The following is a 26,588-nucleotide window of genomic DNA, read 5'->3' as shown; positions in this document are numbered from 1 at the left end:
TGAGGTGGCCCCCTAAATGACCTGACAGGGCCCCGCTCTTAGATAAGAGTGAGGCATATGACTGACGGTACGACCAGGCGTTACAACGATGGCGAGGTTCTCTCCGGTGTTCAGCGCCGGAGGCGGTGGACACCGGAGGAAAAGGTCCGGATCGTCGAGGAGACGTATCTACCGGGGATGAGCGTGTCGCTCGTCGCCCGCCGGCACGGCATTGGCGGCAATCAGATCTTCACCTGGCGGCGCCTGATGGCGCAGGGTGCGCTGACCGCCGCGGCAGCTGGCGAGGAAGTGGTGCCGGCGTCCGACTACCGTGCCCTCGAGGCGCAGGTGCGCGAACTACACCGGTTGCTCGGCAAGAAGGCCATGGAGAACGAGCTGCTCCGCGAGGCCGTGTCCCGGGCCGCAGGCCCAAAAAAACTGCTGTTGCGCTCGACCTCGTTGCCACGGGATGGACGGTGAGCGCGGTCGCCGAGGCGGTCGGCATCGCTCGCCCACACCTGTCCGCAATGCGCCATCGCCCAGCGCCCCGGCCACGCGGACGACCACCACTGCCGGATGCTGAGCTGGTCGCCGACATCCGCGCGCTCGTCGCCGATCTGCCAACCTATGGCTATCGCCGCGTTCATGCTCTGCTGCGCCGGGAGGCCGAGAAGACCGGGCGCGAAGCGCCCAATCCGAAACGCGTCTACCGCGTCATGAAGGTGCACGGGCTGCTCCTACAGCGAGGCGGCGAACGCCGCGAGGAACGGCGTCACGACGGCCGGGTCGCCGTCGACCTCCGCAACACCCGCTGGTGTTCCGACGGGTTGGAGATCACCTGCGACAATGGCGAGAAGGTGCGTGTCGCCTTCGCGCTCGACTGCTGCGACCGTGAAGCCATGGGACACGTGGCGACGACGGGCGGCATCACCGCCGAGGACGTCCAGGACCTGATGGTCGCCACGGTCGAGCATCGCTACGGCCAGGTGAACCGCGTGCCCGAACCAATCGAGTGGCTCACCGATAACGGCAGCTGCTACACCGCTCGCAACACACGTGCGTTCGCCCGGGGCATTGGGCTGATCCCGCGCACGACCCCGGTCAGCAGTCCTCAATCGAATGGCATGGCTGAGGCGTTCGTTCGCACCCTCAAGCGCGATTATGTCCGTGTGAACCCCAGGCCAGATGCGCAGAGTGTCATCGACCAACTGCCTGGCTGGTTCGCCCACTATAACGAGGTGCATCCGCACCGCGCTTTGCGCTATCGATCACCCCGCGAGTTCATCGCGCGAACCTGCGAGGCCCTGTCAGGCCTTTAGGGGGCAACAACANAACGAGGTGCATCCGCACCGCGCTTTGCGCTATCGATCACCCCGCGAGTTCATCGCGCGAACCTGCGAGGCCCTGTCAGGCCTTTAGGGGGCAACAACAAGGGCTCCGGCGATGCAAAAGACTGATGCAACTGGGAGATCCGTTCAGAGGTCGGTTTCCTGAAGTGTGGCATCCAAAGCGGAAGGTCCGCTTTCCGCCCATATCGGCCATTCCGCTATCGCCCAAATGCCGGACGCTCGGGTTGCAAAATACGGCTCCCGAAAGCGGTCATCCGTTCAGCGCGATCTTTTCCGTCCGGTCACCCCTGATGCAAAAGTCAGGCTGGATAATCTTGTTTACGGTGGGCAAGGGGTTAGTTTGGGACGATGGAATAAAAATTGCCATATGGCACTCCTTTCCCGGCAACGCCGACCACTCTGAAACGCGTGACGTTTAGATTTATCATGATATTCTAGGGGTAGGTAATGAGAAATATCAGACTATGTTCAGATTTTCTCGTAGTGGAGATGGTTCGCCGTGGTTTTTATACTATTCTAGATGATAGCGAGCCGCTCTTTTTCTATAAATGTGCCAATGGGTTTTATAGATTTATTCAGGTTGAATTCTTGTCTCGTCGTGAAGGAATTCGGGTTGGGGGGTCACTCGGCATCGCCCTCAATCCTTTGGCAACCTGTGAAGAGAATCAAGCGAGGCGCACGCTTGATTCTCGAAATGGCCTATCAATTTCGGTTAGAGTCGAGAATTTCCCTGATGTTATGGTCGCAATGGTCTTCAAGGAAGTTACCACAGCCGCAGCCGCCATGGTGGCCGATCATATATCCGCCCTAATAGAAAAAGAAGTTCCTGCAGATAGGGCGGACGCAAAAGCAAAAATGGAAAGTAACATTGGATGGCTGTCTGCCATTAAAATAAGCAAAATTCATCCCGGGAATGAAAACTGGCATATTGGAGATAAGTTATTTGACGCAATCAGATAGTTCGCCGCCTAAGAGCCCCTAACTATCACGTCGTGCCGTTCCGGCGGTTCCGAGCCGACCGGATTACCCGAAAGCCGACGGACCGCTATCGAGCAGGAAAGCTGCCGGACGGCTCCCGCCCACTTGCGTTGGGGTGGACGCCCCCTGACGGCATCGATGTGCCATAGTGGAGGTGTTGAAAACACCACTGAAGGAGGCGTCCATGGGTGAGGTTAGCACAGTCGGCATCGATCTGGCCAAGTCGGTTTTCCAGGTTCACGGCTCGGATCCGAGCGGTGCTGTCATCTTCCGCAAAAAGCTTCGGCGTGATCAGGTTCTGTCATTCTTCTCGACCTTGCCACGATGCGTGGTGGCAATGGAGGCCTGTGCGAGCGCCCATTACTGGGCTCGCGAGATCGCCGCGGTAGGTCATGACACGCGGCTCATTCCGCCAGCCTATGTGAAGCCGTTCGTGAAGCGACAGAAGAACGACATGGCTGATGCTGAAGCAATCTGCGAGGCAGCACAGCGCCCGACCATGCGGTTCGTGCAAGGCAAGAGCGCCGAAGCTCAGGCATCCGGCGTAATCTTCCGTACGCGCGACCTGCTCGTGCGCCAACGCACGCAGCTGATCAATGCCCTGCGCGGGCACCTTACCGAGTTTGGCTACATCGTTCGGCAGGGCGTCGGACACGTCGCCAAGCTGGTCGATATTGTCGGCGACCCTGCTTCTGAAATTCCGACCGAGGCCCGACCGGTGCTCACCGTTATCGCAGAGAGCTTGCAAGCGATGCAGGCGCAGATCGCTGTGTTGGACCGCGAAATCGCAAGCCGGGCAAAAGCTGATCCCGTGGCGAAGCGGCTTACGACGATACCTGGTGTTGGTCCCGTGATTGCGACGGCGCTGGTTGCGCTGGCGCCGGCCGCCAGTACTTTCCGCCGCGGGCGAGACTTTGCAGCCTGGCTCGGCCTCGTCCCACGGCAGCACTCCAGTGGCGGCAAGGAGCGGCTGGGGCGAACGACCAAGATGGGCGAGCGCAGTTTGCGACGACTTCTGATCCTGGGCGCGAGCTCGGCAACCAAGGTTGCGGCCCGTGACCCCGACAAAGCCGGAGCGTGGTTGGCCGGCATGCTGGCGCGTAAGCCTCGCATGCTGGTCACCGTCGCGCTGGCCAACAAGATGGCGAGAACCGTCTGGGCGCTGATGGCGCACGGCGGCTCCTACAGAGCTCCGGCCGCGGCGGTGTAACCGCCGAGGCTTGAGGCGTCAGGGACGCAAGGAAAGGTCAGTAGAGAGGTATGGCGCAACGGTCAGAAGACGGGGTCGGGAAAACCAGTGAAATGTCCAGGCGCCTCGAGCGCGCACTTGCGGTCTGGACCCGATCCGCGATCTCCATACAGGCCAGCAGCCGTGATGATGGCTGCATCAACAGGCCGGACACACGGAAGCACCTGAACCTGCGCGTACAAATCTCTCGAAAACCCCCTTGTATCCAGCGGGGCGTCCACACACGGACATTCCTTAATTCCCGGAGGATGCCGGATGAACAGCAGCGATAAGGTAAACGTAGGGACGGTCGAGCGCTTGGTGCGATGGGCACTGTGGCCCGCATTATTCCTAACCGTGGTGTGTATTGCTATGCTCTATACGGGAGTACCAGACAAGACATGGCAATGGTTTTTGCCTGTGTACCTGCTTGTGGGCACGCCAATCGTAGTGGGGTCGTTCGTAAGCGACTTCGAGGGTTTGCGAAGTATTTTGCGTTCTCGGAAGGGGAATGGCGAGGACCGTTGGTAATGTCCGCGATCCCTCCCATTTCGGCCATTCCGCTTCCGCCCAAACTACGACATTCAAGCACATCGGGATAATTTCAAAAGCGGTCGGTAATTCAGCTAGCCGCTTATTGTCTATGGAGTGGTCCGGCGCAGGTCGGGAACGAACACAACCGGCCGGGTATGGATACTGTATATCGCGTTACCGTTTGAATCGATCGAGAACGGGTCTGCCCGGCGAAGCATCTCTGCATAACGAAGCTGAATTCGATCGAGTTTGACCTGTAACTGAGCGCGATGTTCGGGGGTTAGGGTTCCTCCGTCAATAGCCTGCATCTCGAGCGCTTCGGTACGAAGTGCCGCCAGGCGGGTACTGTGCGTCGTGTCCGCTGAAACAGTGAGCGGCGTTGGCATGTAGAGAATGCCAATCGCTGGATTGGGAGGACGTGCATCCACATCCCGATTCGGTAAGACGGTGAGAGCGTTTGACGCTACAGCAGCGGCGAGCAGAATGGGAAGCATCGAGTCCTCCGGTTATCGTCAATCGTTGAACATCAGCGACATCATTCGTACACAACGCGCCGAAGTGTCAAATTGCTGCCAGCGCCGGCGTTTGTCGGGCAATTTTGTTAACTGGCCCTCTACTCTCTGCACTGGGATCGGAGCGGCCACCCCCCGGACACTCTGTATAGTACGCGGTTGCTCACAAATCGGTGATCCTCAACGTCCGCTTTCCAGTATATCGGCCCGAAAGCCGCCCGTCCGGTTTCCTTCCCAACCCGGACATTCCCGAAATTCGATCGATTCCGGGAACGCCTATGACGTCTTGCTATCCGTTCCGTTCAGGACTGCGTAAGCTGTTAGTCCTGACTAAATGTCTTTTGGTTTGGAATGGCGATAAAGCAGCCAACCAGCGAAACCAGAGAGAACGCCGAGAGTACCTCCGAAGACGTACGCGCTTGTGGCATTGTCTGGCGTGAAGAAACCGCCAGTCATATAGCCAAGCATGGCGGCCGCGCTTGTTCCAGCGCTATATATCGCTGCAACCTTGCCACGTGATTCTGCTGGGCCTTCTCGTTGTAGCATTGTGCGAACTGCAACATTTTGCAAGCTGTTGGCTGCACCGCCGAACACGAACGCAATGCCTATAAAGACGATCCCACCCGCCAACGTCAGAGCGGCGATACCAATTGCCAACATCGTTGCGCCCATCACTACCGCGGAAACGAATGCGATCGGAGCAGGACGCGGCATCGCCAACGTACCTGAGGCGATAGCACCGGCCATCATCCCCCCGGCCCAACACGCGGTCAGCAAACCAAACGCGGTCGGTCCGGCCGCTAGCGTAACGGTGATGAGGAACACGAACGCCACATCCGCGATCGAGATCGCGTAGACCTCGAGCATCAGCGCTCCGATCATGACCGTGGTTCGCCGGTTTCGCAGAACAGGCATATATTCCGACAACAGAGTCCGCTTTTCGGCGTCCTTCGGTTCGACCGGGCGACGCAATCCGCTTCCCAGCACGACGGCAGCTAATAGCGCGAAGCTGGCCGCATCAATCAGGAGCGCCCTTCCGACACCTCCCCAAGCCACGAGAGTGCCGCCCACCACCGGTCCCGCCAACATCCCGGCACTGCGGACAAACTCCAACACTGCATTTGCTCGCGGTAGCGTCATTCCAAGTCGCTCGGCCAAAACCGGAATGAGAACGAAGCTCGCGGTCCCGCCGATCGCGAATGATATGCTGAGAACGCTGGCTCCGAGGATAGTCGTTACCACATCAGGATGCCAAGCTATCCATGCTATGACGATGGCATCGATCAACGCCGTTACCGTCAGCAGCCGGCCGGCATCACGTGCATCCACAAGCCGACCGATGAATGGTGTCGCAATCAACCCCGGCAACAATTGCGCGACGAGCAGCATCGGCACGGCGAACGGCGTACGATTTTCAGCGGTCCGGAACATGAGAGTTATCAGCGAAATTTCGTCGCCGATGGTCGAAAGCGTGATCGCGCCCAGAAGTAGCCAACCCCATCTCTTTCTGACATCGATTGCCTGCATGTTCGCACTCCAAGCGCCAACCTCAACATCGCTAATATTCACGGTGGTATGATTGAATGAGGTGGTGCCTGGACTGATGGGCAACCGTTCGTTTTAGGCCGCTAGCGACAGCTCCGCCCCATCCTCATCGTCGTTCACGGGCGAAGCGCAACTGCGGCGCAGATTGCGGCGAACCCGTCTAGCCTTACCCTTTGCAAGTGCAGCAGAGCGAAAAGGAAGGATCGCAAGTACCGCTGAGACGCTCACTCGGCGTATAGCCCCCCATGCTACTGCGAAACCAGTAGCCATCTCAATAACGGTGCTGATTTCGAAGGTTGTAAGCCAAATTGTCAAGTCAGGGACGGCCAAGCCCGCCATCCGGATTCGATCACCGTCTTCCGCAGTTACGTGCAGTACGATCAACAACAGAACGGCGATCGCAATCGCGACGTTGCCCCGCGTAAGCCGGTTTGCCGCAACAGCAGGTTGCTGCACCATCACACTGTGCAGCGACCGCCCGATCTGCGTGTCCTTGGCCACGGTTAAAGCTGCCCAGCACATTAAGAACAGAGCTATCGGCGTCATATAACCGCACCCCGTTTTGCGCCTTCGGGGGTATGAACATTCGACGGGTTCAGATCGCTAGGATGCACGGTCCAGCCCCGCCAGGTCAGCCCGGTCCTCACTCCGACGAACATTGCAGAGCCGACCAGCGCTGCAAATAGTCCGACCCACAGTGCATCGAAGAGCATGAGCATCCACACGATCGGCAGTGGCCGTCCCAAAGCCAGCTTGTGGTTTGCCATGTGAAGCGCCTGCGATGGCGCGAATGCCACGGCGACCAGCACGCTGAGCATGATCGCGGCGGGCAGCAGCGACGTCATAGCGCGCTTCGGCGTCACGGACACGTCCTCTACCAACGCGCCAATGACGTAGATCAGGAAGCCCCCCTGAATTACGGCAGAAACGATCTGAAGAGGTATGTTGATCACGGGTGACAAGCCTTGCTTTCCCAGCCAACCGAACGGCCACGCAACCGCGAACCCTATGATCAACCCCGCTGCGACGCGCAGCAGAGTTGCTGGCGGGACCAGTAGTGTTCGGGGGATCGACCTCACCGACCAGAACCGCGCGACAGCGAGCATGGCGATCATGAACCCTACCAGCTTCACGTAACCGAAACCCCAACGAAGGGGATCGTTAGCAAGCGCACGGAAACGCCCTGCAGAGTCGAACATACCCAGATGGATCTCCGCGACATGCTGCATCAATTCCGGCAGCACGGCGATGCCTAGGATCAGCGGCGCGGTCACCACCGTCCGCCCGCCATGCTGATAGGTTTCGAGTACGGCAAGCCCTACGCCACGAAGCGCGCTCCCAATCCCCCTTCGCGTACCGGCTTTCTCCGCATGGTCGATCAATCCGTTTCCCCCATTTGCGTGAAACTAAGGATGTCACCCGGCTGACAGTCGAGCACCTCGCAAATCGCCTCTAGGGTCGAGAAGCGGATCGCCTTCGCTTTGCCAGTCTTCAGGATCGATAGGTTCGCCATTGTGATATCGACCGCTTGCGATAACTCGGTCAACGTCATCCGCCGAGCCGCAAGCATGTCGTCGAGTGTGACGACGACGGGCATCAGACGGTCATCGCCAGATCGTCACGCATCGCCGCACCGACGCGGAACACGCGGGCAAGCACGAAGAGCATCACCACGCCGATCCAGCCGGTAAAGCCGGGAACCCAAGTCGCGTGATCGATACCAAGACGATCAAGCGCGAACACGATGGCACCGAACGCTAGATCAAGCACCTGAATGGCGAATAAGGCCCAGCCAATCCGCTGAAGCCGATCCGCGTTGGCAACGATGAACGGATCGCCCGCGCGCACCGTTTCCATGATCGATAACAGGCGGCTGAAGAGCTGATAGACTGCGACGCAGACGACAACGCTGAGTAAGCCTGTGGCCCGCAGCAAAGTGATCGTCTCAGCTACATGGCGGCCGTGATATTTTGTGGAAATCTGCGCGGACAGCGCGTCGCCGAAAACGAAGGACAGGACGACCGCGATTATAAAGCCGATTGCTACCGCCCAGTTCAACCAGTGCGCGAACCGTACCAATCCGTTTGCGACGACGAGAATTCGATCCTGCACAAAGGCCTCCGTTTATCGAAAAGCGATATGTATCGTTTTTCGATAAACGTCAATCATGTGGGCTCCACGCCTAGGTTTGATCGGGTAGTATCGGCTCGCATGAGCGGGAAGCTATATGCCTCCTGCATTCCAAACGGAGCGCCCAGAGAGTGAGGGCGAGGTTTTCTCAAAACACCATCCTATTTCGAGAACCAAAGCTGGCACGAGCCGCGTTGCAAAAGGGGTCCCTTTTGCGACGGCCGGAACCGCCCATATCCGGACACCCGGGCATGCGATCCAAGCTCCCTATAAAAGCCACTCGTTCAGCACATCTTTCTCGGTTTGGAGTTGCCCAATATGCCCCAACCTGCTGCCCCAACTTTCACTGTCCCATGAAAGTCGTCGTGCAAACTAACTTAAATCAAGTTATGTTCGGCAACCTATGGTATAAATCATAAATTGCTGACCGATCGCGGCCCTTGGCAACTGAGAGACGCAATGCTCCCGCCAATGTTACGGGAACCCTGTTTTGATCTCGGAAATTGACCCTCATGGTCTGATTGCGAAAAGCCTATCGGCGTATTCGCGGATACAAGTTTTTGACAGCGAAGCTTTAGGCCGTCTGAAAGCTCGAACAAAAACGTTTGAGTCGGGAAGCTACGTATTCAGGGAAGGCTTGTCATCTTCCGACTATGTGTTTGTAATATCGGGCTATCTATTTCGTCAAAAGCAAACATTGGACGGTTATCGACAAATTGTATCGCTGATAATTCCCGGAGACATGATTAATCCGGAAAGCAGATTTGTGAATAGTTTGGACTACAATGTGGTTTGTGCAGAAAAATCGAGCATCATCTACGTTCAAAGATCCGAGTTTGAAGAATTAATAGATTCACACCCATCCATTCGGTTGGCTTTGGATCTAAGAACAATTGCGGAGTCGCGACAACTGCGGGAGTGGTTGTTGAATATTGGTGGGCGTTCCGCACGGACTCGTGTAGCTCATTTTTTGAACGAATTTGCCGCCAGGACTAGGTTACGGGGCTTAAGTGATGGGTTGCGTTTTTCCTTACCTATGTCGCAGGAGCAGATGGGGGATAGCGTCGGAATCACACCTGTCCACGTTAATAGGTCTATCAGGTCGCTAGTCGAAAGTGGCTTAATCAATCACGCCAACCGAAAATACGAAATAATTGATCTCGACGGCTTTAGGCAAGCTGGTCAATTCTCGGAAAGGTTTCTTTTGGTCGATGATTTGCCTCATTAATTTGCCATGTGGTGGATACCATGATGGCCGACGTTCGACGAAAAAACGCCAGTAATGTGTTAACTGCGTTCGGCCGGTCCCTGGACCCATCGAAGACGGCGCCATAGTCAACCGACTTGATCCAGATTAATCCTATATTGGTAGGGTCATCTCGCTTTCTTAATCTAGGTTATTTCCGGTGCTCACGGTACATGTCGGAATACTAGATAGGAGGCCGGGGATGACGTTCGACCAACAGGAAAAATTGAAAGCGCTCCTGCTGGAAGCGCTGGTCATAGCCGACAAAATGGAAGGGCGTGGTGTTCTCGCCCTCTACATTGTTCAGGCACTAGATACCCTAACGCCCAAGGTTCGGCGTTAAGCGGTTTAATGTCCGTTATCGCCGCCTGCCTCACGATAAGAGGACGGTCCGCTTTCCTTCCCATTTCGGCCATTCCGCTACCGCCCAATCTCAGGCATTGCCGCGACGATTATGAGGAGGCACAAGTGCGCCGGCTATGGCGTGGAGAACGGCGATGCATAAACGCGGTGTCACATTCATGGGAGACCTTCGCGCTAACCGCTGGGGCTATGCGGCCACATCAGTGAGTATCGGAACGTATTTTGGTTTGGTGGCGCTAAGAGCTAACCTCTGGATTACCGTCGCGGTTCCTGTCCTGATTGCTACCGGCCTTGGGTTCGTGATTGGACGCCATCGATAGGTATTTGGCGATCTCTACTAACGCCCAAACGCGGACGATCGAGCCGCCTATTGCCTCTCCCGATAGCGGACGTATCATTTCGCTATGAAGCGAGGCGTTCCAGATAAATTAGCGAATAAAATAAAGCGCTGGCTTGACGGCAACTCGCCATCTGACGGGATAGCTCTGGTCCGCCACCTTGCATTGCGAGGCGATCCCGATGCCATCACGGAACTGGACCGGCTCGCGGTTGATCGCCGATCATCAGCGACGGCGCTTTCTGCGGCTGGAATGGCTCACCGGGCAGCAGAGCGAGGCCATCAGCCGGCTGCGTACAATCTAGCTATGCAGCGCTTCAACCAAGGGGATCTGCGAGGCTATAGGTATTGGCTACGCCGGGCGGCCCGGGCAGGCGACACTGATGCAGGCAACCAGCTTGCTCGCTTCGAAGTTCGACGGCCTCATGGCGCAGCCAGAGACATCCATCGGGGGCGACCATACAAGCCTTACGACTAGACGACTCCGCCCATTCTCAGGCATTCGTACTTACCGCTACCGTCGGCGACAGCGGACGTCATTGGTCCATCGAGGGTAAACCGGCACCGCACCAAGGGCAGAACGCGATTTCAACGGCGCTGCTACCGCCATCGTGAACCATCAGGCCGTAGCCTCCGTTCATTTCCGCGATGAACGCATCGGGACAGTCCGACCGATCCGCATGAATCGTACAAACTCGGTTCAAATCTTCGGCCGTTCGGGCACAGCATGGAGTCGAGGTCATGCCGCTGTTTGGCGCTTACCTAGCCGTGTAAGCAATGTCCGTTGTCCCAATGGCGTTCGCCAAAAGCAGCCAGTCCGCTTTCCTCCCCAACCCGGACATTCCCGAAATTCGATACTCTTGCCGTATCGGTCACGCTGCAGCAGACCGTGGGGATGCGGTTCTTTTCCATTCTCCTTTTTGCCTTGGCGGCTTTTGTCACCGGCTGTGCGGTCCTGTTCTACTTTTACCTGTCAAACTTGGCATGTGGCTATTCGTCAGGTGCCTCAAGCTGCCATGCCTGGCCTTGGGATCTTGGAAACGATGACAGGTTCTGGCTGGTACAAATACCGGCAGGTATTGTGGTTACCCTGATAGTTGGTGGCCTACTGCTCCGCCGTAAGGCGGCAATGAGACGAGCGCGACAGACTAGCTGAGGACTTGGGTCGTCGCATAGCATTGCCGCTGCCCCGGTGGTTTGGGAAGCGCCCGCGGGGCTATTCTTTGCCCGTGACGCTTCCCGAGGTTTGATCCCGTAGAGAAGACTCCAGCGATTCAACGTGCCGCCCGGCGTTGTGCGAGACGCCTGTACCAGACGGTCCAAAGCGCGAGCGCGCCCATTGAGCCGTAGCCGACAAACGGGCTGACCAGCATGTAATCGTGAATGCTGAGGACGAAGACGAGCACGCAGGCGAGCGCCGACGACGTGAGCAGGCCGACACCCCAGACCAGCGTCATGATCGTCATCACGCGACGGAAGCGGGGCGTGTCACGCTTGGCCTCGAACGCCGCGACCTCGCCCGGCGATTTGCGCGCCAGGCCGGCACGAGCCAGTTGATAGATCAGCGGGCGACCGATCGCAGCCGATCCAAGGAATACAAGGCCGATCAATGCCGACACGAGGTTCTCGCGTAATTGAAGAAAGCGGACGGACCCGCCCCCGAGCATGGCGAGCAGCGACAGCGCAATGCCGGCCAGCACAAGGATCGACAGCGCATCGACACGACGGCGACGAACGAACTCGACGAGCGACCAGAGCAAAGGCGGCAGCGAGGAGGCCATCAGCGCGATTACGTCGCCTGACAGCGGCGCCACGCGATCGTAGATCAGCAGCGGTAGCCCGAAATTGACGCCGGCTTCGATGGCGAGAAGGCCGATGCGGCTGCCGGTTTGGCGGTTCATTACAGTGCTGTCCTTCATGGTCGTGACGATCGTGTTCATTGTGCTTCTCCCCCGTTGATCCAGTTGCCGTGAAAGCCCGGCGGGATGCGGTGCGGCAGGCGGATCGTGGCGACCGGCGCGTGCTCGAACCGGCTTGCATCGAGGATGACCAGCTCGGTGGTGTCGTTCGGTGCGTCGATGACGAAGCCCATCAGCCATCCTTCGTCTTCATCCGCAGTGTCGTGCGCGGGAACGAAAACGAATTCGCCAGGATGACGGCCGGGGCCGAAGTCGTGCACTTGCCGGCCGCCCGCTACGAGGTCGTGTTTGTAGAGCCGGCTAGCGCTCTGGAAGCGTCGGTCCGATTGTGTGCCCATGGCATAGGCATAGCGGTAGGCTTGACCGAACCGGCGCTCGTCGACGCGGGGAAACTCCTGCGGTGTGGCATCGATAGTGCGGATCGCTGTCGTGCCGGTAGCAGGATCGAGCGTCCAGCGCTCCAGCCCGCGCGAGGCCACGTCCGGGCCACCAGGCACACCGGCGAACATCGTCGGATATGCACAAACGTCGAGCACCACCCGACCATCGGGTAGGTCGAAGGCGTTAGCGACGTGGAAGACATAGGCCGGATCGACGTCACACCAGATGATGGCATGCTGATCGCCGTCGCGCGGCATCAGTCCGACGCGGGCACGATGCACAGGGTTCCAGGCATAAGGCAGCGGCTGGCCAGCCAGATGGGTTGCCAGCGAGAAGGTCACCGGGAGGTCGAGGATGACGACGTAACGCGCGGTGACCGCGCAATCGTGAATCATTGGGCCATGCTCGACCGCGATCGGCGCCTCACGGACGACCTTGCCGGTGGCATCGAGGACGACGTGGCGGATCTCGTCGAGACGCCTGCCCTCATAGCAGATGCCGTGATACTCGCCGGTTAGCGGGTCGCGGTGGGGATGCGCGGTGAACGACCCGACGAGCGAACCAGCGAAATCGTCGTAGCGCTGCTCGTCGAGCGTATCGGACAGTGCAACGGGGTAACTGCCGCCTTCGACGACCGCGAAGACGCGCCCGGCCAAATCTATTACATTGGTGTTCACCGTGTCGCTGGAACCGTGCCGCGGCCCTGATGCCGGCGTCGTTCCGCGGGCAGCCGCGTTGCTGCGCGATCCGATCCAGCGATTGCGATACCACAGGGCCTTGCCGTCGCGGATCGCCAGGCCGTGAACCATGCCGTCGCCGGTGAACCAGTGGTACGATGCGGGATCGGCTGCGACCGGGTTAGGACCGGTCCGCAGATAGCGACCCTGCAATGCTGGCGGGATGGTGCCGCGCACCGCCAGCTCGGTCAGCGTCAATTCCTCCGCCATCGGCCGGTGGATGCCAGACAGAAAGGGGTGCCCCGTCCGAGGCCCCTCCCCGTTTCCATCATCAATCTGCGCCAGAACGCTAGCCATGCCCGCCTCCAATGTTTACATCGTGAGCATAGTTGAGAAGGTAACAGTGTCAACATGGAAAAACGCTATCATCATGGCGATCTGCGGGCTGCGCTGATCGAGGTCGGGCTGCTGCTGTTGGCGGAACGTGACGTGGAAGGCGTATCGCTGCGAGAGATGGCGCGCGAGGTCGGGGTTAGCGCGACGTCGGTCTACCGACATTTTCCCGACAAGGCAGCGTTGATGCGGGCGCTCGCTCGGGAAGGGTTGGACCGGCTCGCGATTGCCCAGCGAGATGCGTCAAACGGCAAGGACGGTGCTGCTGCGTTTGCCGCGACCGGCCGGGCCTATGTGCGTTTCGCACTCGCCAATCCGGCCCTCTTCCGTCTGATCTTTACCTCGTCCGCGCAGTTGCAGGCCACGGGTGAGATAGAGGCGCTACAGATGTTGCGCGTTAACGCCACTTCGGCATCGGCGAACGATGCTGGTTTGGATCAAGTGGAGAATGGCGCGCTACGAGCCTGGTCGCTGGTTCATGGCCTCGCCATGCTGATGCTCGATGGGCAACTCCCTGCTGAAGACCGGCTTATCGACACGCTTATTCAAGGATGACTAAGGCTCGCGAACATTCTCGAAACGCGATCCCAATCGGGAAGGCTGATCGTTCAACTTACCGCGATGACCGCCCGCATTAGCGCGATATCCCGTTCGGCTTGAATATCGGCAATTCGGGCCGACACGGTGATATCGGGCATGGTTCCAGCATCCGGCTGCGGCGTCTCAGGCCAATAGGCGATCAGCGGCAGATCGACCTCGACGCCCGATGCCGGCAGCCCGACGAAGAAGAAGGCACCGCCGTTGATACCACGGCGGTTGCCGCCGGTCTGCTCACCAACCAGCGTTCCCAATCGCTGACGCTGCATGAGGCCTGCGAAACCGAAGGTGGCCGAAGCGTTCTTCGGGCCGACGAGAACGGCGACCCTGCCGGCGAACCGGCGACCCTTGGGCTGGATAGTGTCGGTGTCGGAGGCGTCGCCGGGACGGGTAAGAGTGTAGAAGCCGGCCGCGTCGGGACCAATCGCCGACGCTCCCCAATCCTTGAAACTGCGGTCCCAAGTCTTGAGGTAGGGAGCCAGCCGGTCGGGTATCTTGCGGTAGCGTACATGGCGGGAATAGCTGTCTACGGTCAGGGGCGCTTCGATCAGGCGGGCGACGATCGCCGCCCCGCAATCGAGGCCTCCCCCGTTATCGCGCACGTCGATAACGATGCCCGAGATCTGGCGATCGACCGCGGTATCCAGACTGGTGTCGATGAAGCCCTGCCAATCCCATTTTTCATGGAAGACCGCCCAGGTCGGCATGGTCAGGATGCCGACCTGGCCGCGCACCTCGAACGTCCAGCCATAGGGGGAATCCTTGGAGGGATGGCGCAACGCACTGTTGCGCGCTGCGGCCGTCATCAAGGGGCAAACGATCGTTTTGCCTCTGCCGGAGATCCGCACCATGACACGGGCCGAGGGGCCGGACGATGGGAACAGCAGCGCCCGGAGCACGTCGAATGTCGGCTCATCGGCATCGCCGGGTATGCCGAGGTCGGCGACCTTCCGCGCATCGTTGCTGCCGTCCGTGCGGGCATAAGGGAGCATTTTCGCCAGCATGTCGCGTGCGCTGATACCGTCGATCGCGACGACCTCGCTTCCGATCGGCAGATGATGCCCGCTGCCGAGATCGGCGGTGACGATCATGCGCTGGTCCAGCCATCTGAAGGCGAACGGTAAGCGATCGGGCTTGCCGAACAGTGCCGACGCGACGGCCGGAGTCTGGTTGGCGGGATTAGGAAAGCTGTGACCGCACCGGACGCTTGCGGTAAACCCCGACAGCGCCAGGTAGAAGTCTCCCAGCGTATGGGGAGTCGCGGCGAAGCGATCGAGGCGCTGGCGCTCGCGCTGGAAGTTCGCTGGGCTCAGATAGCGATAGAGGCCGGGATGCAGACTGGCATAGGCGTCGCACAGGATAGCGATATCTGATCGCATCGCCGCGGGTGGCAGCAGCGTATCATTCGCCTTGGCTGGAGCGGGCAGAAAGGCGGTGGCGACGAAGCCTGACGCTCCCGTCAGAAGGTGCCGGCGATCGAGGTGTATCATGGTGTTGCTCCGAGCGGGTATGCCCCGAGCCGATGCCGTCGCAAGTCAGGCGGTGCGCTGCAAATCCGGGTGTTCCGCGTCGTTTTTGTCGGTTGAGACGCGGCGATAAGCCGAGGGCGTGATGCCGAACCGATCCTTGAAGACGCGGTTGAAGGTCGCCTTCGACCCGAAACCGGCATCGATCGCGAGCGTCAGGATATCGCTATTGGAGCCGTCCCGCAGCCGGGCAGCAACATGCTCGACGCGAAGCCCGTTGATCGCTTCGGCGAACCCCAGCCCCAGCCCCTCGTTGAGGCCGCGGGACAGATAGGCGGTGTTGGTCCCCAGCCTGCGGGCCAGCTCGGCAAGATCGAGGTCTGGATCGCGCCACCATCCATGCGCTTCGATCCGGTCCATCCACCCGGCCGCGATCGGCCGCCAGTCGCGCTCGATCGGTTCCACGATCGGCTGCGGTCGGGCGTCCGCCTGCCGCCAGCCCTCGATCGCCAGGTAATTGCCGACGACTGCCAGCACGACGTAGAAACCGAACATATCGAAGTAAGAGAGCGGCGCGATTAACGTATCAGCGATCAGGTATCCCGTCCGCACCGTTACGATCGCGGCGTAGGCGATCAGCACGGCCCGCACGCGCCTTGCCGCGGCGAGGTCGGATCGGCGCGCCACGAGCCAGCCTCGATGCCGGCGCAGCTCACGCAGGGCTGCAACGGCATATCCGACCATCGACGCGAGCAGCAACGCCGCCAGGATTGGATCAAGCCAGGGGCGTTGCACCTGTCGGTCGAACGCGCCGCGCAGATCGAGCGGCAGGCAGAAAGCGACAGCCTGATAAGCGAACTGGGCCACTGGTAACGCGGCGTGCCAACGGGGTATCGGGCGATCGAAGATCAGGGCGTTCAGGTGCGCGTAGAGCAATGGCCCCATCGCCAGAGGAACGGCGAACGGCGCGAACGAAAGCCACGGCCATCGATCGTAGAAACCTGCATAGCCGATAGTGAACGGCGTCAGCACGCCGCACAGGACGATCAGCAACGCTCCGAGAGAGCGTCGCGCCATCCCGCCCTGCCCGATGATGGCAGCCGCCAGCACAAGCATTTGTGCCTCGAACAGACCGAGGATGAGGGACATGGGACCGATGCTCATATGACCATCAGCCCCGCCCCACCGACAACGTCAATGGGTGATCGAAGTGGACAGGCGCAGGCGTTAGGGTTCTCCAAATACGGGGCTGGGCGGCTTGCGAGAACACTGGCGATTTATCTTTTCCCGATCCCTTTGAGAAAGCGCCGGCCCTCCTGATCACCGTTCGTTTGCGGTAATATAGCCTTCGCGATCTTAACGATGATATGCCGCTTTTATGCAAGCTCCCCCCTACACATCGCTGACGTTCGATCGGCGTACTACGCTGATGGGTGGGGCTGCCCTGCTGCTTCCCGGCTGCCTATCACATGCGCGAACGATACTACCGGAAACCACCAGCATCGGCGAACTTCGTGCGCTTGAGCAGAACGCGGATGGTCGTCTCGGGGCGTATGTTCTCGATCCTGTGCGGGGAACAGCGTTTGGCTGGCGAGAAAACGAGCGTTTCACCCATGCCAGTTCGTTCAAGATGTCCTTAGCTGCCATGCTGCTCGCTAAGGCCGACGCAGGCCAAATCGATCTGAGGGAAACTCTTCATTGGACGAAAGAGGATATGCTCTCCGTCAGTCCGGTGACCACGGTGAACCTGGGCAAAGGTCTTTCCGTCCAGGAGTTAGCTCGGGCGGCACTTGTCACTAGCGACAATACGGCAGCTAATGTCCTGATGCGTCGGTTCGGCGGTCCATCGCAACTCACAGCGTTCTGGCGATCGATCGGCGACAAGAGTAGCCGGCTTGACCGATACGAGCCCGAACTTAACGTCACCCCGCCGGGGACCGATCTCGATACATCTACACCCGCCGCCATGGCCGCAACGACGGCCGCGATCGTCCATGGCACCATCCTCACCGCAGATAGCCGCGCGATGCTCCGGGCATGGATGGCAGAAGTCAAAACAGGTCAGGACCGGATCCGTTCGGGCTTCCCTACCAACTGGATCTCCGGAGATAAAACGGGGACCGGGATTGGTAAGACGAAGCACATCTACGTCGATCTCGCCTTTGGTGGACCGGCCGGGCGGAGCCCCCTGATCGTCACGGCTTATTTTGAACCGGCGCGACTTGCCGAACCAATGGCCCGGGATGCCGTTGCCGTGCTTGCAACAGTTGGGCGCATCGCAGCCGCGAGTTTGTCCGACACCTGATCCTCAATTTCCAATTACGGACTTTCCCATAATTCGATCCCAATCGAGAAACCAGACCTGCAGAAATCATTCCCGGGCACTTATGGGGCGGGCAGAGTAGGGAGAGGCTCGTTGGCTAGCCTGACAATCTCCGCGGCTAGATCGTCGGATGATGCTGCCGCCTTAGGCCAATAAATTATGTCGCAGATAGGTACGTTAGGGAAAGTGCGCTCAAGAATACCGAGGCAAAAGCTGCTCCTTGGTTCGTCCGCAGCTTCGATGACGCCGATGCATTCCGCAACTTCCTGAACGGTAAGGTCGGGGATGCCTGGAGGAGGTCCCATCGCTGCCAACACCGCAAAATCACGTTCGCTGGTCCAACTGTTCAGGTTGCTAAACGTGATGCTATCATACCCCTGCGATCCCGCCAGCGCATCGGCTTCGGCGATGAGCGCGTCGCACTCCTCGTCAGCATCCAAACAATCGACGATCCGAAGGATGAGATTCTGCAATGCGTCGATCCGCTCCGGCGGGGGCGTCGGTATCAGCGCCTCAATCCTGCTGGGCATCGAACCTCTCCTAACCTTCGAATAATATCCGACCATGAACACCGCTGTCGAATAATCTCAATTCATCGAGCCTAGCTATTCGTTGCCGACATTCCGTTTCCCATTTCTCGATCCCTCGCGAGAATGTCGGCTCGGGCAAGAACGCCCATGTGTGGACACCCGGGCATGCGATCCAAGCTCCCGATAACGGCCACTCGTTCAGCGCATCTTTCTCGGTTTCGAGTTGCCAATATGCCCAAACTGCTGCCCTAACTGCCGCTGTCCCGTGGAAGTCGGCGTGAAAGTTAACTTAAATCAAGTCCTATTCGGCAACCTTTGGTATAAATCATAAATTGCTAACCGATCGCGGCCCTTGGCAACTGAGAGACGCAATGCTCCCGCCGATGTTACCGGAGCCTTGTTTTGATCTCGGAAATTGACCCTCACGGTCTGATTGCAAAAAGTCTATCGGCGCATTCGCGGATACAGGATTTTGACAGCGAAGCTGTGGGCCTTTTGAAAGCTCGAACAAGAACGTTTGAGTCAGGAAGCTACGTATTTAGGGAAGGCATGTCATTTTCAGACTATGTGTTCCTAATATCGGGTTATTTATTTTGCCAAAAGCAGACATCGGACGGTTATCGGCAAATTGTATCGTTGATAATTCCCGGAGATATAGTTAATCCAGAAAACAGATTTGTGAATAATCTGGACTATAACGTGGTTTGTGCAGAAAAATCTAGCATCATCTATGTTCAAAGATCCGAGTTTGAAACGTTAATAGATTCCCACCCATCCATTCGGTTGGCTTTGGACCTAAGAACAACTGCGGAGTCGCGACAATTACGCGAGTGGTTGTTGAATATAGGTGGGCGTTCCGCACGGACTCGTGTAGCTCATTTTTTGAACGAATTTGCCGCCAGGACCAGGTTACGGGGCTTAAGTGATGGGTTGCACTTTTCCTTACCTATGTCGCAGGAGCAGATTGGGGATAGCGTCGGAATCACACCTGTTCACGTGAATAGGTCTATCAGGTCGCTGGTCGAAGGTGGCTTGATCAATCACGCCAACAGAAAATACGAAATTATCGATCTCGACGGCTTCAGGCAAGCTGGTCAATTCTCGGAAAGGTTTCTTTTGGTCAATGATTTGCCTCATTAATTTGCCATGTCGTGGATACCATGATGGCCGACGTTCGGCGAAAAACGCCAGTAATGTGTCAACTGCGTTCGGCCGGTCCCTGGACCCATCGAAGAGGGCGCCATAGTCAGCCTGACCTGCTCCCCGTTTTCAGGCCGCTGATAACTTAGCTTCGGTGTCCATATGCCCCTGGCGGGGGCGGTTCGTAAACTCGGCGGGAGCCATCCCGCCAAGACTGCTGTGCGGACGCACGGTGTTGTAGTCCGTCCGCCATGCCTCGATGATCCGTCTCGCCGCAGCCAGCGAGGGGAACAGGTGTTCGTTCAGACACTCGTCGCGCAAGCGACCATTGAACGATTCCACAAAGCCATTCTGCTGCGGCTTCCCCGGGGCGATGTAGTGCCACTCGACCCCGGTGTCCTGACACCAGGCGAGGACGGCATGACTGGTCAGCTCGGTGCCGTTGTCGCTGACCACCATGCATGGCAGCCCGCGACGCTCGGCGATGGCGCTCAGCTCGCGAACGACCCGCCGACCCGACAGCGAGGTGTCGACAATGCATCCCAGGCATTCCGCTGTCGACCAATGCCGTGCGCTTGATCCCCCGCTCACGCGGCCCAATAGCGGACGCGAAACAAACACGGATAGATGACGCATGAAAGCACGCATAAACGGGTTGAACCACGTTACGCTGGCATTTGCCGACGTCGAACGGTCCTTAGCGTTTTACAGAGACGTTCTCGGCTGTGCCGTACGGGCGGTTTGGGCAGATGGCGCATATCTTGAGGCCGGATCGTTATGGCTCTGCCTCTCACGTGACGAAAACACGCGATCATCACCCCATCTGGATTATAGCCACATCGCATTTAGCGTGCCTGACGTCGATTACGTCGCGCTGAGCAAGCGTGTGACAGCCGAGGCCATAGTTTGGAAGGAGAACAAGAGCGAAGGCGCCTCTACCTACTTCCTCGATCCGGACGGACATAAGCTCGAAATTCACCTTGGCCTGATCGGCAAAGGTCCCGCCGCGTTTCGGCACCGCGGCGTGACCGAGTTCAGGGCGGGGGCCGGTTCTTACGCGACAACAGGCTTTTGATCGATATCCCCCATGCGACCACGGACGAACGTTTCGACGCCGTCCAGTTTTCGGCGAAGGGGTCCGGCTTTCGGGCCGCTGCGATCAGGCCCGCCTTGAGTTGATCGAAACCGGCAATGATCGTGCGTGAATCGAGGTCGCCGATCCCATCCCCCAGTTCGTCGAACAGTTCTTCCATGGAGAGCAGGTTGATCATCATCAGCTTGTTTTCGCAGCACGCCATGGCCATGGCGTCGGAGCCGAACATCGTGCTCGTCTGCATCGCGACCGGATCGACATCGGCAAAGGCGGCGAAACGCTTGATCCGCTCGAAATGGATGCGCGCGTTACCGGCTTCGAGATTGGTATAGGTCCGGGGCGGCATCCCCAATGCCTCTGCGACCTGGACGACGCTCAATTTGCGATGCTGCCGCAAGCGACGGAACACACGTCCCAGCAGGGCGGGATCAGGTTCGTCGGTGCTGTCGATTGTCATGTTCGACCTTCCCGCAGCCGATCTGCCTGGTTGCCTGCGCGCCACTCAACGCTCTGTCGTGACCTGAGCATATCCGTGATCGTGCAGCGCTGCCACGCGAATCAGGGCACGCGCCAATGTCTGGCCAACGGCTCCCAACAATCGGCCACGGTGAGCCATGTGATGGGATCAGGCCGGCCATGATGTCGCGAGCTTCGGCCAGAAGATGGCCAGTCACCTATAAACACACCGTTCTTGGCGATTTATCCTCGCCTGCAGGAACGCCCCGTTCGAACGTTGATTGCCGCACCGACGCGGCGACTTCGACAAAGGACTGACACAATGGATACGAAAAAGCCCACGCTGCTCGTCTATCTCGGCAAGGTCTCGAAGGAGACCAAGGCCCCGGCGATGTTCGGTTCGCCCGAGATCGGCAATCTCATCTACGCCTACCGCGTTTGACAGTGGTGGACGGGGAGCGGTCCGCCGCTCCCCGTTTCTCGGCTGTCCTCTGTTTCACCGCGCGGGAGCTTTCGATGATGACGATCGTCGATGTCGATGGCGACATCGTTCTGATGGACACGGCTGCGGATGCGTATCTGTGCATAGGCCGCGAACATGCTGTCGACAATGGCACCGCCGACGGCCAAGCGACTGGCGAGTTTTCTGCTTATCCTGTCGCCGAGAGTCTCGCCGCTGCGGGTCTCAGTCCCGCGCAATGGAAATGGGCGGACCCAGCCCTTGCCCGCGAGCGGCATGACGTGATCCATGTCGAACGGGTTGATGCGTTTCGGATCATGACCGCCGTGCCGCGCATGATCGTCGCCGGCATAATCACGCTCATACGCTTGCGAGGACCCGTCGCCCACTATCACAGTCGTTCGCCCGGTCGGATGCCAGCGGACCGCGCGCAGGTTGGCGCACTTGTAGCGATCTTCGACGCGCTGCGTCCCTTCATCCCAAAGCTCGGCCGATGCCTACCGCACAGTCTGTATCTGCGTAACTTTCTTGGCCTGCACGGGATCGCGGCGACGTTAGTGTTCGGCGTTCGTACACACCCGTTCGAGGCACATTGCTGGGTCGAGCATGACGGATGTGTTCTCAACGATACCGCCGATCACGTCGCCTGGTTCACCCCGATCTACGCATGCTGACGCCGTCCGCCCTTCGCTTCCTGGCATTCCTGCCAGACCATGCGGGCAATCCGCTTCACTTTGGCAGCGACGTGGCAAAGGCCGTGACCGACCTCACCAAGAGCATCACTCGACATGATCCGGATCTCGGGCCGCTTCGCAACGTGGCGGGATGCCTGCTGTGGACGGCGGTGCGGCCGGTCGACGTTCCGATCCTGGTTTCCGCTGACGGACGTTCGTGCTCCGTCGGTTGGAGTTTCGACGATACGCGGCGCGCTTCGTCGGTCGGCCGATGGGGCGGGTTCGTCACGATTGCCCGAGATCCTCAAGGACGTTGGTCGGTATATCGGAGCGCGGACGGCGTGATGACGGCGTGTGCGATCAGGATCCGCGGGGGGCTGATCGTTGCGTCGCAGATGCCCGCGTGGCTGCTGAAGGCCGTCGGCATTGTACCAGACATCGATTGGAACGTGATCGCCGCGGTGCTCGGCGATCCGACCATCACCGGGCATCAGTCCGCACTGCGCGGCGTCGTCATGATCCCGCCAGGCTGTCGAATGGACGGGGATGTGTCAGGTGGAGATGTTGTGGGTGCCCACGCGGCAAGACATCTACGGATCAAGACGATCTGGGATCCCTGCGCGATCGCTCGCAAGGCGCGCGCGATGCCCGTTGCCGTAGCGGAAAAGACGCTCCGCGGGGCTGTGGACGAAGCCGTCGGCGCTTGGGGAAGCGTTGCTGATCATATGCTACTGGAGTTGTCCGGTGGTCTGGATTCCTCGATCCTCGCGGGTACGCTCGGGACTCTCTTGCCGGACCGCCGGATCACCCTCGTCAACGCCAGCACGATACAGGCGGGCGGCGACGAACGTCGCTATGCGCGCGACGTTGCGAAACTGTGCAAGCGGCAGCTTGTCGAAATCGACGCCGACCGCCGCGTTCTCGATGTTGCCGAGCTACGTGATCTCGCACATCCCTCGGAGCCGATCCTTTACGGGCTCGATGCAGGTCATGACATGCAGATGACGGCGCATGCCCATGCGGTTGGCGCAGACGCGATCTTTACCGGGCAAGGCGGCGACGCGATCTTCTACCAGATGCCCGACCTTACAATCGCGGTCGACGCCTTCAAGCTCTGGGGATGGCGTGCGGTGTTTTCTACGCGCACACGCGACATTACCCGCCGCGCACAGCGTTCGATATGGTCGGCATGGGCGTCAATGCTTGCCGACCAGTTCGGTCGATCGTCGTCTTCCGAACGGTTCCCCTCGCCAATGGCAACGCCGGCTGCAGCGGAACAGGCAGGAACCTACATACATCCCTGGCTGACTGGTCTGAAGGACCTGCCACCCGCGAAAGCGCGACAAGTCGAGGCGATCGCGCATTCACAGATCTTTTACGGACCGACCCTGCGGGCGCAATCAACTCTGTTCGTGCATCCCTTACTGTCACAGCCCGTGGTCGAGGCCTGTCTGTCGATACCGATCCCCATATTGACCGGCGGGCGCGGCGATCGCCAGCGCGCGCGCGCAGCCTTTGCCGATCGGCTGCCGACGTCCGTCGCACAGCGCCATTCGAAGGGTGAGGCCGCAAGCCATTACAGCCTCGCCGTGATGAACGCCGTCGCGGACCTGCGGTCGCTTCTCCTGGACGGTCGTCTGGTCGCACAAGGGCTGCTGGATCGGGATGCGTTGCACGCGGCGTTGAATGCCGACACCTTGCTATGGAAGGACGTCGCCCGTCCGCTGATGCTCTATGCGTCGATCGAGGCGTGGATCCGCTACTGGGAGCGCGCCTGACCCTGGCTTGGGGCCGGGATCAACCGCGAACGATGCGGTGGTCGGCATATTCATCCGGTCAAGCCATGTGAAGATATGTCGCCACTCGTCTCGAATATTAGCCGGGCTACGGATCGTATGCCCCTCCGCCGCATACCGCAGTAGAAACGCCGTCTTGTTCTGCCGGTAGAGCGCCATGAACATCTGCTCAGCGCCCGCCACGGGAATATAATCGAACTCGCCGTGAATGAGCAGAGTTGGAACGGTCATCGCACCAGCCTGAAACAGTGGAGAGGCCTCAATGTAGCGCTCGGGCGCAACCCAGGGCGGTGCACCAAGCATGCCCTGCCCGCCTTCGAACCACCCAAACGCTATCGTGGTCGAGATGCCGCCATCTTGCGTTTTCGCGCGAGGGTCGATGACCCCGTAGGCTGCGACAAGGTTGCTCGGCGCGGCCGAGGCAATGACGGACCGGACGACATTGCCGTGCGTGGCCATCGCTAGAGCGGCGTAGCCGCCATAGCTGTGGCCGTAGACCGCAACCCGTGTTCGATCGATCCGCCCGGTGGCCACCGCGACCTTGATCGCTCCTGCGATCTGATCGGCAATTCTGTCGAGCGAGCTGATCTTCCCCTCCGCCTGCGCCACCGTCGGCAGCGGCATACTCGGTTCGAGCACCGCATATCCTTTCGACACCAGCAGTTGGACGTTCGCGACGGGCATGAACGTCGCTACATCAAATGCGGGCGCGACCGACGGGAGAACGGTTCCGGGATAAGGCAGGACGACAAGCGGTAGAGCGCCGATGCGATGTGGCGGAAGGTAGAGATAATGGTAGATCGGGTGCCCGTTCTGGTCCTGATCGCTCAATACGACCGCGGGCACGGGTATCACGTCGCTCAGGTTGCGGTTGATCGTCCCGAACCTGGTAACGTGGCCCGGCGCAAGCAGCGCCAGCGTACTGGCCCCACCCGTAAGCTTGGCGATCTCCAGCACGGCGTTCTGCGCGGGAAGCGTCGCAATGATCTGCACAGTCGATGGCAAATCCGCATAGCGGTGCCGCACGTCCCCGGTTCTGGAAAGGTCGATGGGCGTGGACGTTGCCCCGTGCCGGACGACCAGCGAGGCCCCGTTCGGATCAGGATTGAGTATTTGCCGCGTCCCGTCGAGTAGCGGATCGAGTGGCACGATCGCCGCCTCGATATGATCGTCAGACAACAGCGGACGCGGCGGACCTTCGGGCGTACCGCGCAACAGCCGGCCTTTCGCCAGATAGGTGAGATGGCCCGAAGCGCTCGCCAGCACCTGCGCAGATGAACCGGCGCCTGCGGTCAGTGGCTGAAATCCGTGCGATCCCGAAACATACCAGTCAGTTACTGGCCTCGATACGGCTAACGACCTCGAGGGCGTTCCCAACAGGACAGGCTGCTCTCCCATCCACCGGGCGTGAACGGCGACCACGCCCGGCGCTGCCGGATCGATCAGCGCGGTGAAGTTGGGAAAGGGCGTTGCTGGGCGCGCCTTGGGGTCGCCATCGCGGTTGGTCGCAACGAGCAGCGCGCCCTTCGACCAGGACGCACCCGGCGACCGTGCGTAGAAGAGCAGCCGGACGCTTGATGGTGACCAAGCCAGCAGATTGGGCAACACGTCGCAGTGATCGCAGGCGGCCGTGATGCGTCCGGTTGGCAGGTCGACCAGATCGAGCTGGTGGGCGCGGGTAAGGTCGGCCGGGTCGGCGGGATTCGTCTGATCGATTTTCAGATCGCCGCTCTCGCGGACAATCGCTGCACGGCGACGATCGGGCGATAGCAAGACGTCGGCAATGTCACCTTGCAACAACCGTCTGACGCTGCCCGAACGAAGGTCGTAGATCGTCAGGTCGCGGGGCGGCGCACGGTCGCGTTGGCCAAGCATGTAGCCACTGCCCAACGCCGAAACCGAGGCGCGCAGGCCTTTCGAGGTCTGCTCCCACGCTGCTGGCGATCGGCGTGCAGGCTCGAATGCGAAATCGAACATCGTCGGGAGACTGCGATCGGGACGCGTGACAAGCAGCAGATGGTCGTCGTCGAGCCATGCCGGATTGGGGTTCGCATAAGGCATATCGGGCGCGACCCTGGCCCAGCGGACAGTACGCCGCGCAAGATCGACTACGCCCAAATCGAGCCAATTACGCCTCAGCCGGAAGACCGCAAGGCGCTGACCATTGGGAGACAGGCCCGCTGCCCAATATCCCGTACCGGTCTCGCCGCCGAGAAGTCGGACGAGAGTCGGCCGCGCGGCCGTAAAGGTCCACAACTCCGACAGGGCGCGGCGCGTGAACCAGTCGTACCGATAGTCGTCGCCATTCTTGTAGGGGCGCGTGCGGCCGACCACGACGACGCCTGCACGCGGTGCCGACAAGACCTGCGTATATTGCTCGTTGGCGAGCAGGTCTTCCACCGTCAGCCCTCGGGCGTGCGCGGTGGTGGTCAGAATGCAGGCGAGCGGCAACAGCCACGCTGGACGCATGGAATACTCCTTG

General features: G+C 59.6%; 26 protein-coding genes and 1 pseudogene. 12 read left to right on the top strand and 15 right to left on the bottom strand.

Annotated elements, in window-relative coordinates:
- Positions 1-57: 57 nt before the first annotated feature.
- From ASE82_RS19035 to ASE82_RS14335, 3 genes are all read left to right on the top strand, one after another.
- Positions 58-1,298 (top strand): IS3 family transposase gene (locus ASE82_RS19035; RefSeq protein ID WP_156348905.1). Its coding sequence is split into 2 segments (ribosomal slippage): positions 58-402 and positions 405-1,298, totalling 1,239 coding nucleotides; the frame shifts between segments, so codons are not numbered across the junction.
- Between the two features lie 477 nt (positions 1,299-1,775).
- The gene (locus ASE82_RS19530) at positions 1,776-2,288 is read left to right on the top strand and encodes a hypothetical protein (RefSeq protein ID WP_156348904.1); all 513 of its coding nucleotides are present in this window, start codon (positions 1,776-1,778) and stop codon (positions 2,286-2,288) included.
- 202 nt (positions 2,289-2,490) lie between these two features.
- Positions 2,491-3,516 carry an IS110 family transposase gene (locus ASE82_RS14335; protein WP_056064820.1) on the top strand — a complete coding sequence of 342 codons (1,026 nt, stop codon included), beginning with the start codon at positions 2,491-2,493 and terminating at the stop codon, positions 3,514-3,516.
- A 659-nt stretch (positions 3,517-4,175) separates the two neighbouring features.
- Here the strand turns inward: ASE82_RS14335 and ASE82_RS20130 are convergent.
- From ASE82_RS20130 to ASE82_RS14310, 6 genes are all read right to left on the bottom strand, one after another.
- On the bottom strand, positions 4,176-4,562 hold the full coding sequence (locus ASE82_RS20130) for a hypothetical protein (protein ID WP_235524712.1): 387 nt from the start codon (positions 4,560-4,562) through the stop codon (positions 4,176-4,178).
- Positions 4,563-4,910: 348 nt separating this feature from the next.
- Entirely contained in the window at positions 4,911-6,107 is a 1,197-nt protein-coding gene (locus ASE82_RS14330) for an MFS transporter (protein WP_056064629.1), read from the bottom strand.
- A 93-nt stretch (positions 6,108-6,200) separates the two neighbouring features.
- Complete coding sequence (locus ASE82_RS14325) at positions 6,201-6,626, bottom strand: hypothetical protein (RefSeq protein WP_156348903.1); 426 nt, start codon at positions 6,624-6,626, stop codon at positions 6,201-6,203.
- A gap of 41 nt (positions 6,627-6,667) precedes the next feature.
- Positions 6,668-7,507 carry a hypothetical protein gene (locus ASE82_RS14320; RefSeq protein ID WP_056064623.1) on the bottom strand — a complete coding sequence of 280 codons (840 nt, stop codon included), beginning with the start codon at positions 7,505-7,507 and terminating at the stop codon, positions 6,668-6,670.
- Positions 7,504-7,722, bottom strand: coding sequence for a helix-turn-helix domain-containing protein (locus ASE82_RS14315; protein ID WP_056064619.1), 219 nt, complete (start codon positions 7,720-7,722; stop codon positions 7,504-7,506). The genes ASE82_RS14320 and ASE82_RS14315 overlap by 4 nt, the downstream gene beginning before the upstream one ends.
- The gene (locus ASE82_RS14310; protein WP_162236752.1) at positions 7,722-8,183 is read right to left on the bottom strand and encodes a DUF2975 domain-containing protein; all 462 of its coding nucleotides are present in this window, start codon (positions 8,181-8,183) and stop codon (positions 7,722-7,724) included. Before ASE82_RS14310 ends, ASE82_RS14315 begins: the two co-directional genes overlap by 1 nt.
- Positions 8,184-8,745: 562 nt before the next feature.
- Here ASE82_RS14310 and ASE82_RS19025 point away from each other — a divergent pair.
- From ASE82_RS19025 to ASE82_RS20275, 3 genes are all read left to right on the top strand, one after another.
- Positions 8,746-9,483, top strand: coding sequence for a Crp/Fnr family transcriptional regulator (locus tag ASE82_RS19025; protein ID WP_082441517.1), 738 nt, complete (start codon positions 8,746-8,748; stop codon positions 9,481-9,483).
- 220 nt (positions 9,484-9,703) lie between these two features.
- Positions 9,704-9,844, top strand: a complete 141-nt coding sequence (locus ASE82_RS19525) for a hypothetical protein (RefSeq protein WP_156348902.1) — start codon at positions 9,704-9,706, stop codon at positions 9,842-9,844.
- Between the two features lie 539 nt (positions 9,845-10,383).
- A complete protein-coding gene (locus tag ASE82_RS20275) occupies positions 10,384-10,506 on the top strand; it encodes a hypothetical protein (protein ID WP_268795433.1) in 123 nt (40 codons plus the stop codon).
- 231 nt (positions 10,507-10,737) lie between these two features.
- Here ASE82_RS20275 and ASE82_RS20400 read toward each other — a convergent pair whose 3' ends face one another.
- From ASE82_RS20400 to ASE82_RS14300, 3 genes are all read right to left on the bottom strand, one after another.
- Positions 10,738-10,944: a DUF6980 family protein gene (locus ASE82_RS20400; protein ID WP_082441516.1), complete on the bottom strand. Its 207-nt coding sequence runs from the start codon at positions 10,942-10,944 to the stop codon at positions 10,738-10,740.
- A gap of 531 nt (positions 10,945-11,475) precedes the next feature.
- On the bottom strand, positions 11,476-12,141 hold the full coding sequence (locus tag ASE82_RS14305; protein WP_235524711.1) for a VC0807 family protein: 666 nt from the start codon (positions 12,139-12,141) through the stop codon (positions 11,476-11,478).
- A complete protein-coding gene (locus ASE82_RS14300; protein WP_056064612.1) occupies positions 12,138-13,535 on the bottom strand; it encodes an 8'-apo-carotenoid 13,14-cleaving dioxygenase in 1,398 nt (465 codons plus the stop codon). Before ASE82_RS14300 ends, ASE82_RS14305 begins: the two co-directional genes overlap by 4 nt.
- 54 nt (positions 13,536-13,589) lie before the next feature.
- On the opposite strand from ASE82_RS14300, the gene ASE82_RS14295 reads away from it, so the two are divergent.
- Complete coding sequence (locus tag ASE82_RS14295; protein WP_056064609.1) at positions 13,590-14,126, top strand: TetR/AcrR family transcriptional regulator; 537 nt, start codon at positions 13,590-13,592, stop codon at positions 14,124-14,126.
- 53 nt (positions 14,127-14,179) lie between these two features.
- On the opposite strand, the gene ASE82_RS14290 is transcribed toward ASE82_RS14295, so the two are convergent.
- A complete protein-coding gene (locus tag ASE82_RS14290; protein ID WP_056064606.1) occupies positions 14,180-15,658 on the bottom strand; it encodes a S41 family peptidase in 1,479 nt (492 codons plus the stop codon).
- 45 nt (positions 15,659-15,703) lie between these two features.
- The gene (locus tag ASE82_RS14285) at positions 15,704-16,798 is read right to left on the bottom strand and encodes an AraC family transcriptional regulator (RefSeq protein ID WP_056064603.1); all 1,095 of its coding nucleotides are present in this window, start codon (positions 16,796-16,798) and stop codon (positions 15,704-15,706) included.
- A gap of 214 nt (positions 16,799-17,012) precedes the next feature.
- On the opposite strand from ASE82_RS14285, the gene bla reads away from it, so the two are divergent.
- Positions 17,013-17,939 (top strand): class A beta-lactamase, encoded by a 927-nt coding sequence (bla, locus tag ASE82_RS14280; protein WP_082441515.1) that lies wholly within the window; start codon positions 17,013-17,015, stop codon positions 17,937-17,939.
- An 80-nt stretch (positions 17,940-18,019) separates the two neighbouring features.
- On the opposite strand, the gene ASE82_RS14275 is transcribed toward bla, so the two are convergent.
- A complete protein-coding gene (locus tag ASE82_RS14275) occupies positions 18,020-18,487 on the bottom strand; it encodes a hypothetical protein (protein ID WP_056064597.1) in 468 nt (155 codons plus the stop codon).
- A 402-nt stretch (positions 18,488-18,889) separates the two neighbouring features.
- Between ASE82_RS14275 and ASE82_RS19015 the strand changes: the two genes are divergently transcribed.
- On the top strand, positions 18,890-19,627 hold the full coding sequence (locus ASE82_RS19015) for a Crp/Fnr family transcriptional regulator (RefSeq protein WP_156348901.1): 738 nt from the start codon (positions 18,890-18,892) through the stop codon (positions 19,625-19,627).
- A gap of 129 nt (positions 19,628-19,756) precedes the next feature.
- Here the strand turns inward: ASE82_RS19015 and ASE82_RS14265 are convergent.
- Positions 19,757-20,185: pseudogene (locus ASE82_RS14265) on the bottom strand (integrase core domain-containing protein); the annotation flags it as partial.
- 76 nt (positions 20,186-20,261) lie between these two features.
- Between ASE82_RS14265 and ASE82_RS19010 the strand changes: the two are divergent.
- Entirely contained in the window at positions 20,262-20,702 is a 441-nt protein-coding gene (locus ASE82_RS19010) for a VOC family protein (protein ID WP_082441513.1), read from the top strand.
- On the opposite strand, the gene ASE82_RS14260 is transcribed toward ASE82_RS19010, so the two are convergent.
- Positions 20,662-21,177, bottom strand: coding sequence for a helix-turn-helix domain-containing protein (locus ASE82_RS14260; protein WP_056064588.1), 516 nt, complete (start codon positions 21,175-21,177; stop codon positions 20,662-20,664). The genes ASE82_RS19010 and ASE82_RS14260 overlap by 41 nt on opposite strands.
- Before the next feature lie 515 nt (positions 21,178-21,692).
- Here ASE82_RS14260 and ASE82_RS14255 point away from each other — a divergent pair.
- The gene (locus tag ASE82_RS14255) at positions 21,693-22,310 is read left to right on the top strand and encodes a lasso peptide biosynthesis B2 protein (protein WP_056064585.1); all 618 of its coding nucleotides are present in this window, start codon (positions 21,693-21,695) and stop codon (positions 22,308-22,310) included.
- Entirely contained in the window at positions 22,304-24,088 is a 1,785-nt protein-coding gene (locus tag ASE82_RS14250; RefSeq protein WP_056064582.1) for an asparagine synthase-related protein, read from the top strand. Before ASE82_RS14255 ends, ASE82_RS14250 begins: the two co-directional genes overlap by 7 nt.
- Here the strand turns inward: ASE82_RS14250 and ASE82_RS14245 are convergent.
- Positions 24,011-26,575, bottom strand: coding sequence for an alpha/beta hydrolase family protein (locus ASE82_RS14245; RefSeq protein WP_056064578.1), 2,565 nt, complete (start codon positions 26,573-26,575; stop codon positions 24,011-24,013). The genes ASE82_RS14250 and ASE82_RS14245 overlap by 78 nt on opposite strands.
- Between the last annotated feature and the right edge of the window lie 13 nt (positions 26,576-26,588).

The sequence above is a fragment of the Sphingomonas sp. Leaf230 genome, from assembly GCF_001421745.1.
Lineage (GTDB): Bacteria > Pseudomonadota > Alphaproteobacteria > Sphingomonadales > Sphingomonadaceae > Sphingomonas.
Note: the sequence above shows the minus strand (reverse complement) of the source record. Positions and strands in the feature narration are given on the sequence as shown.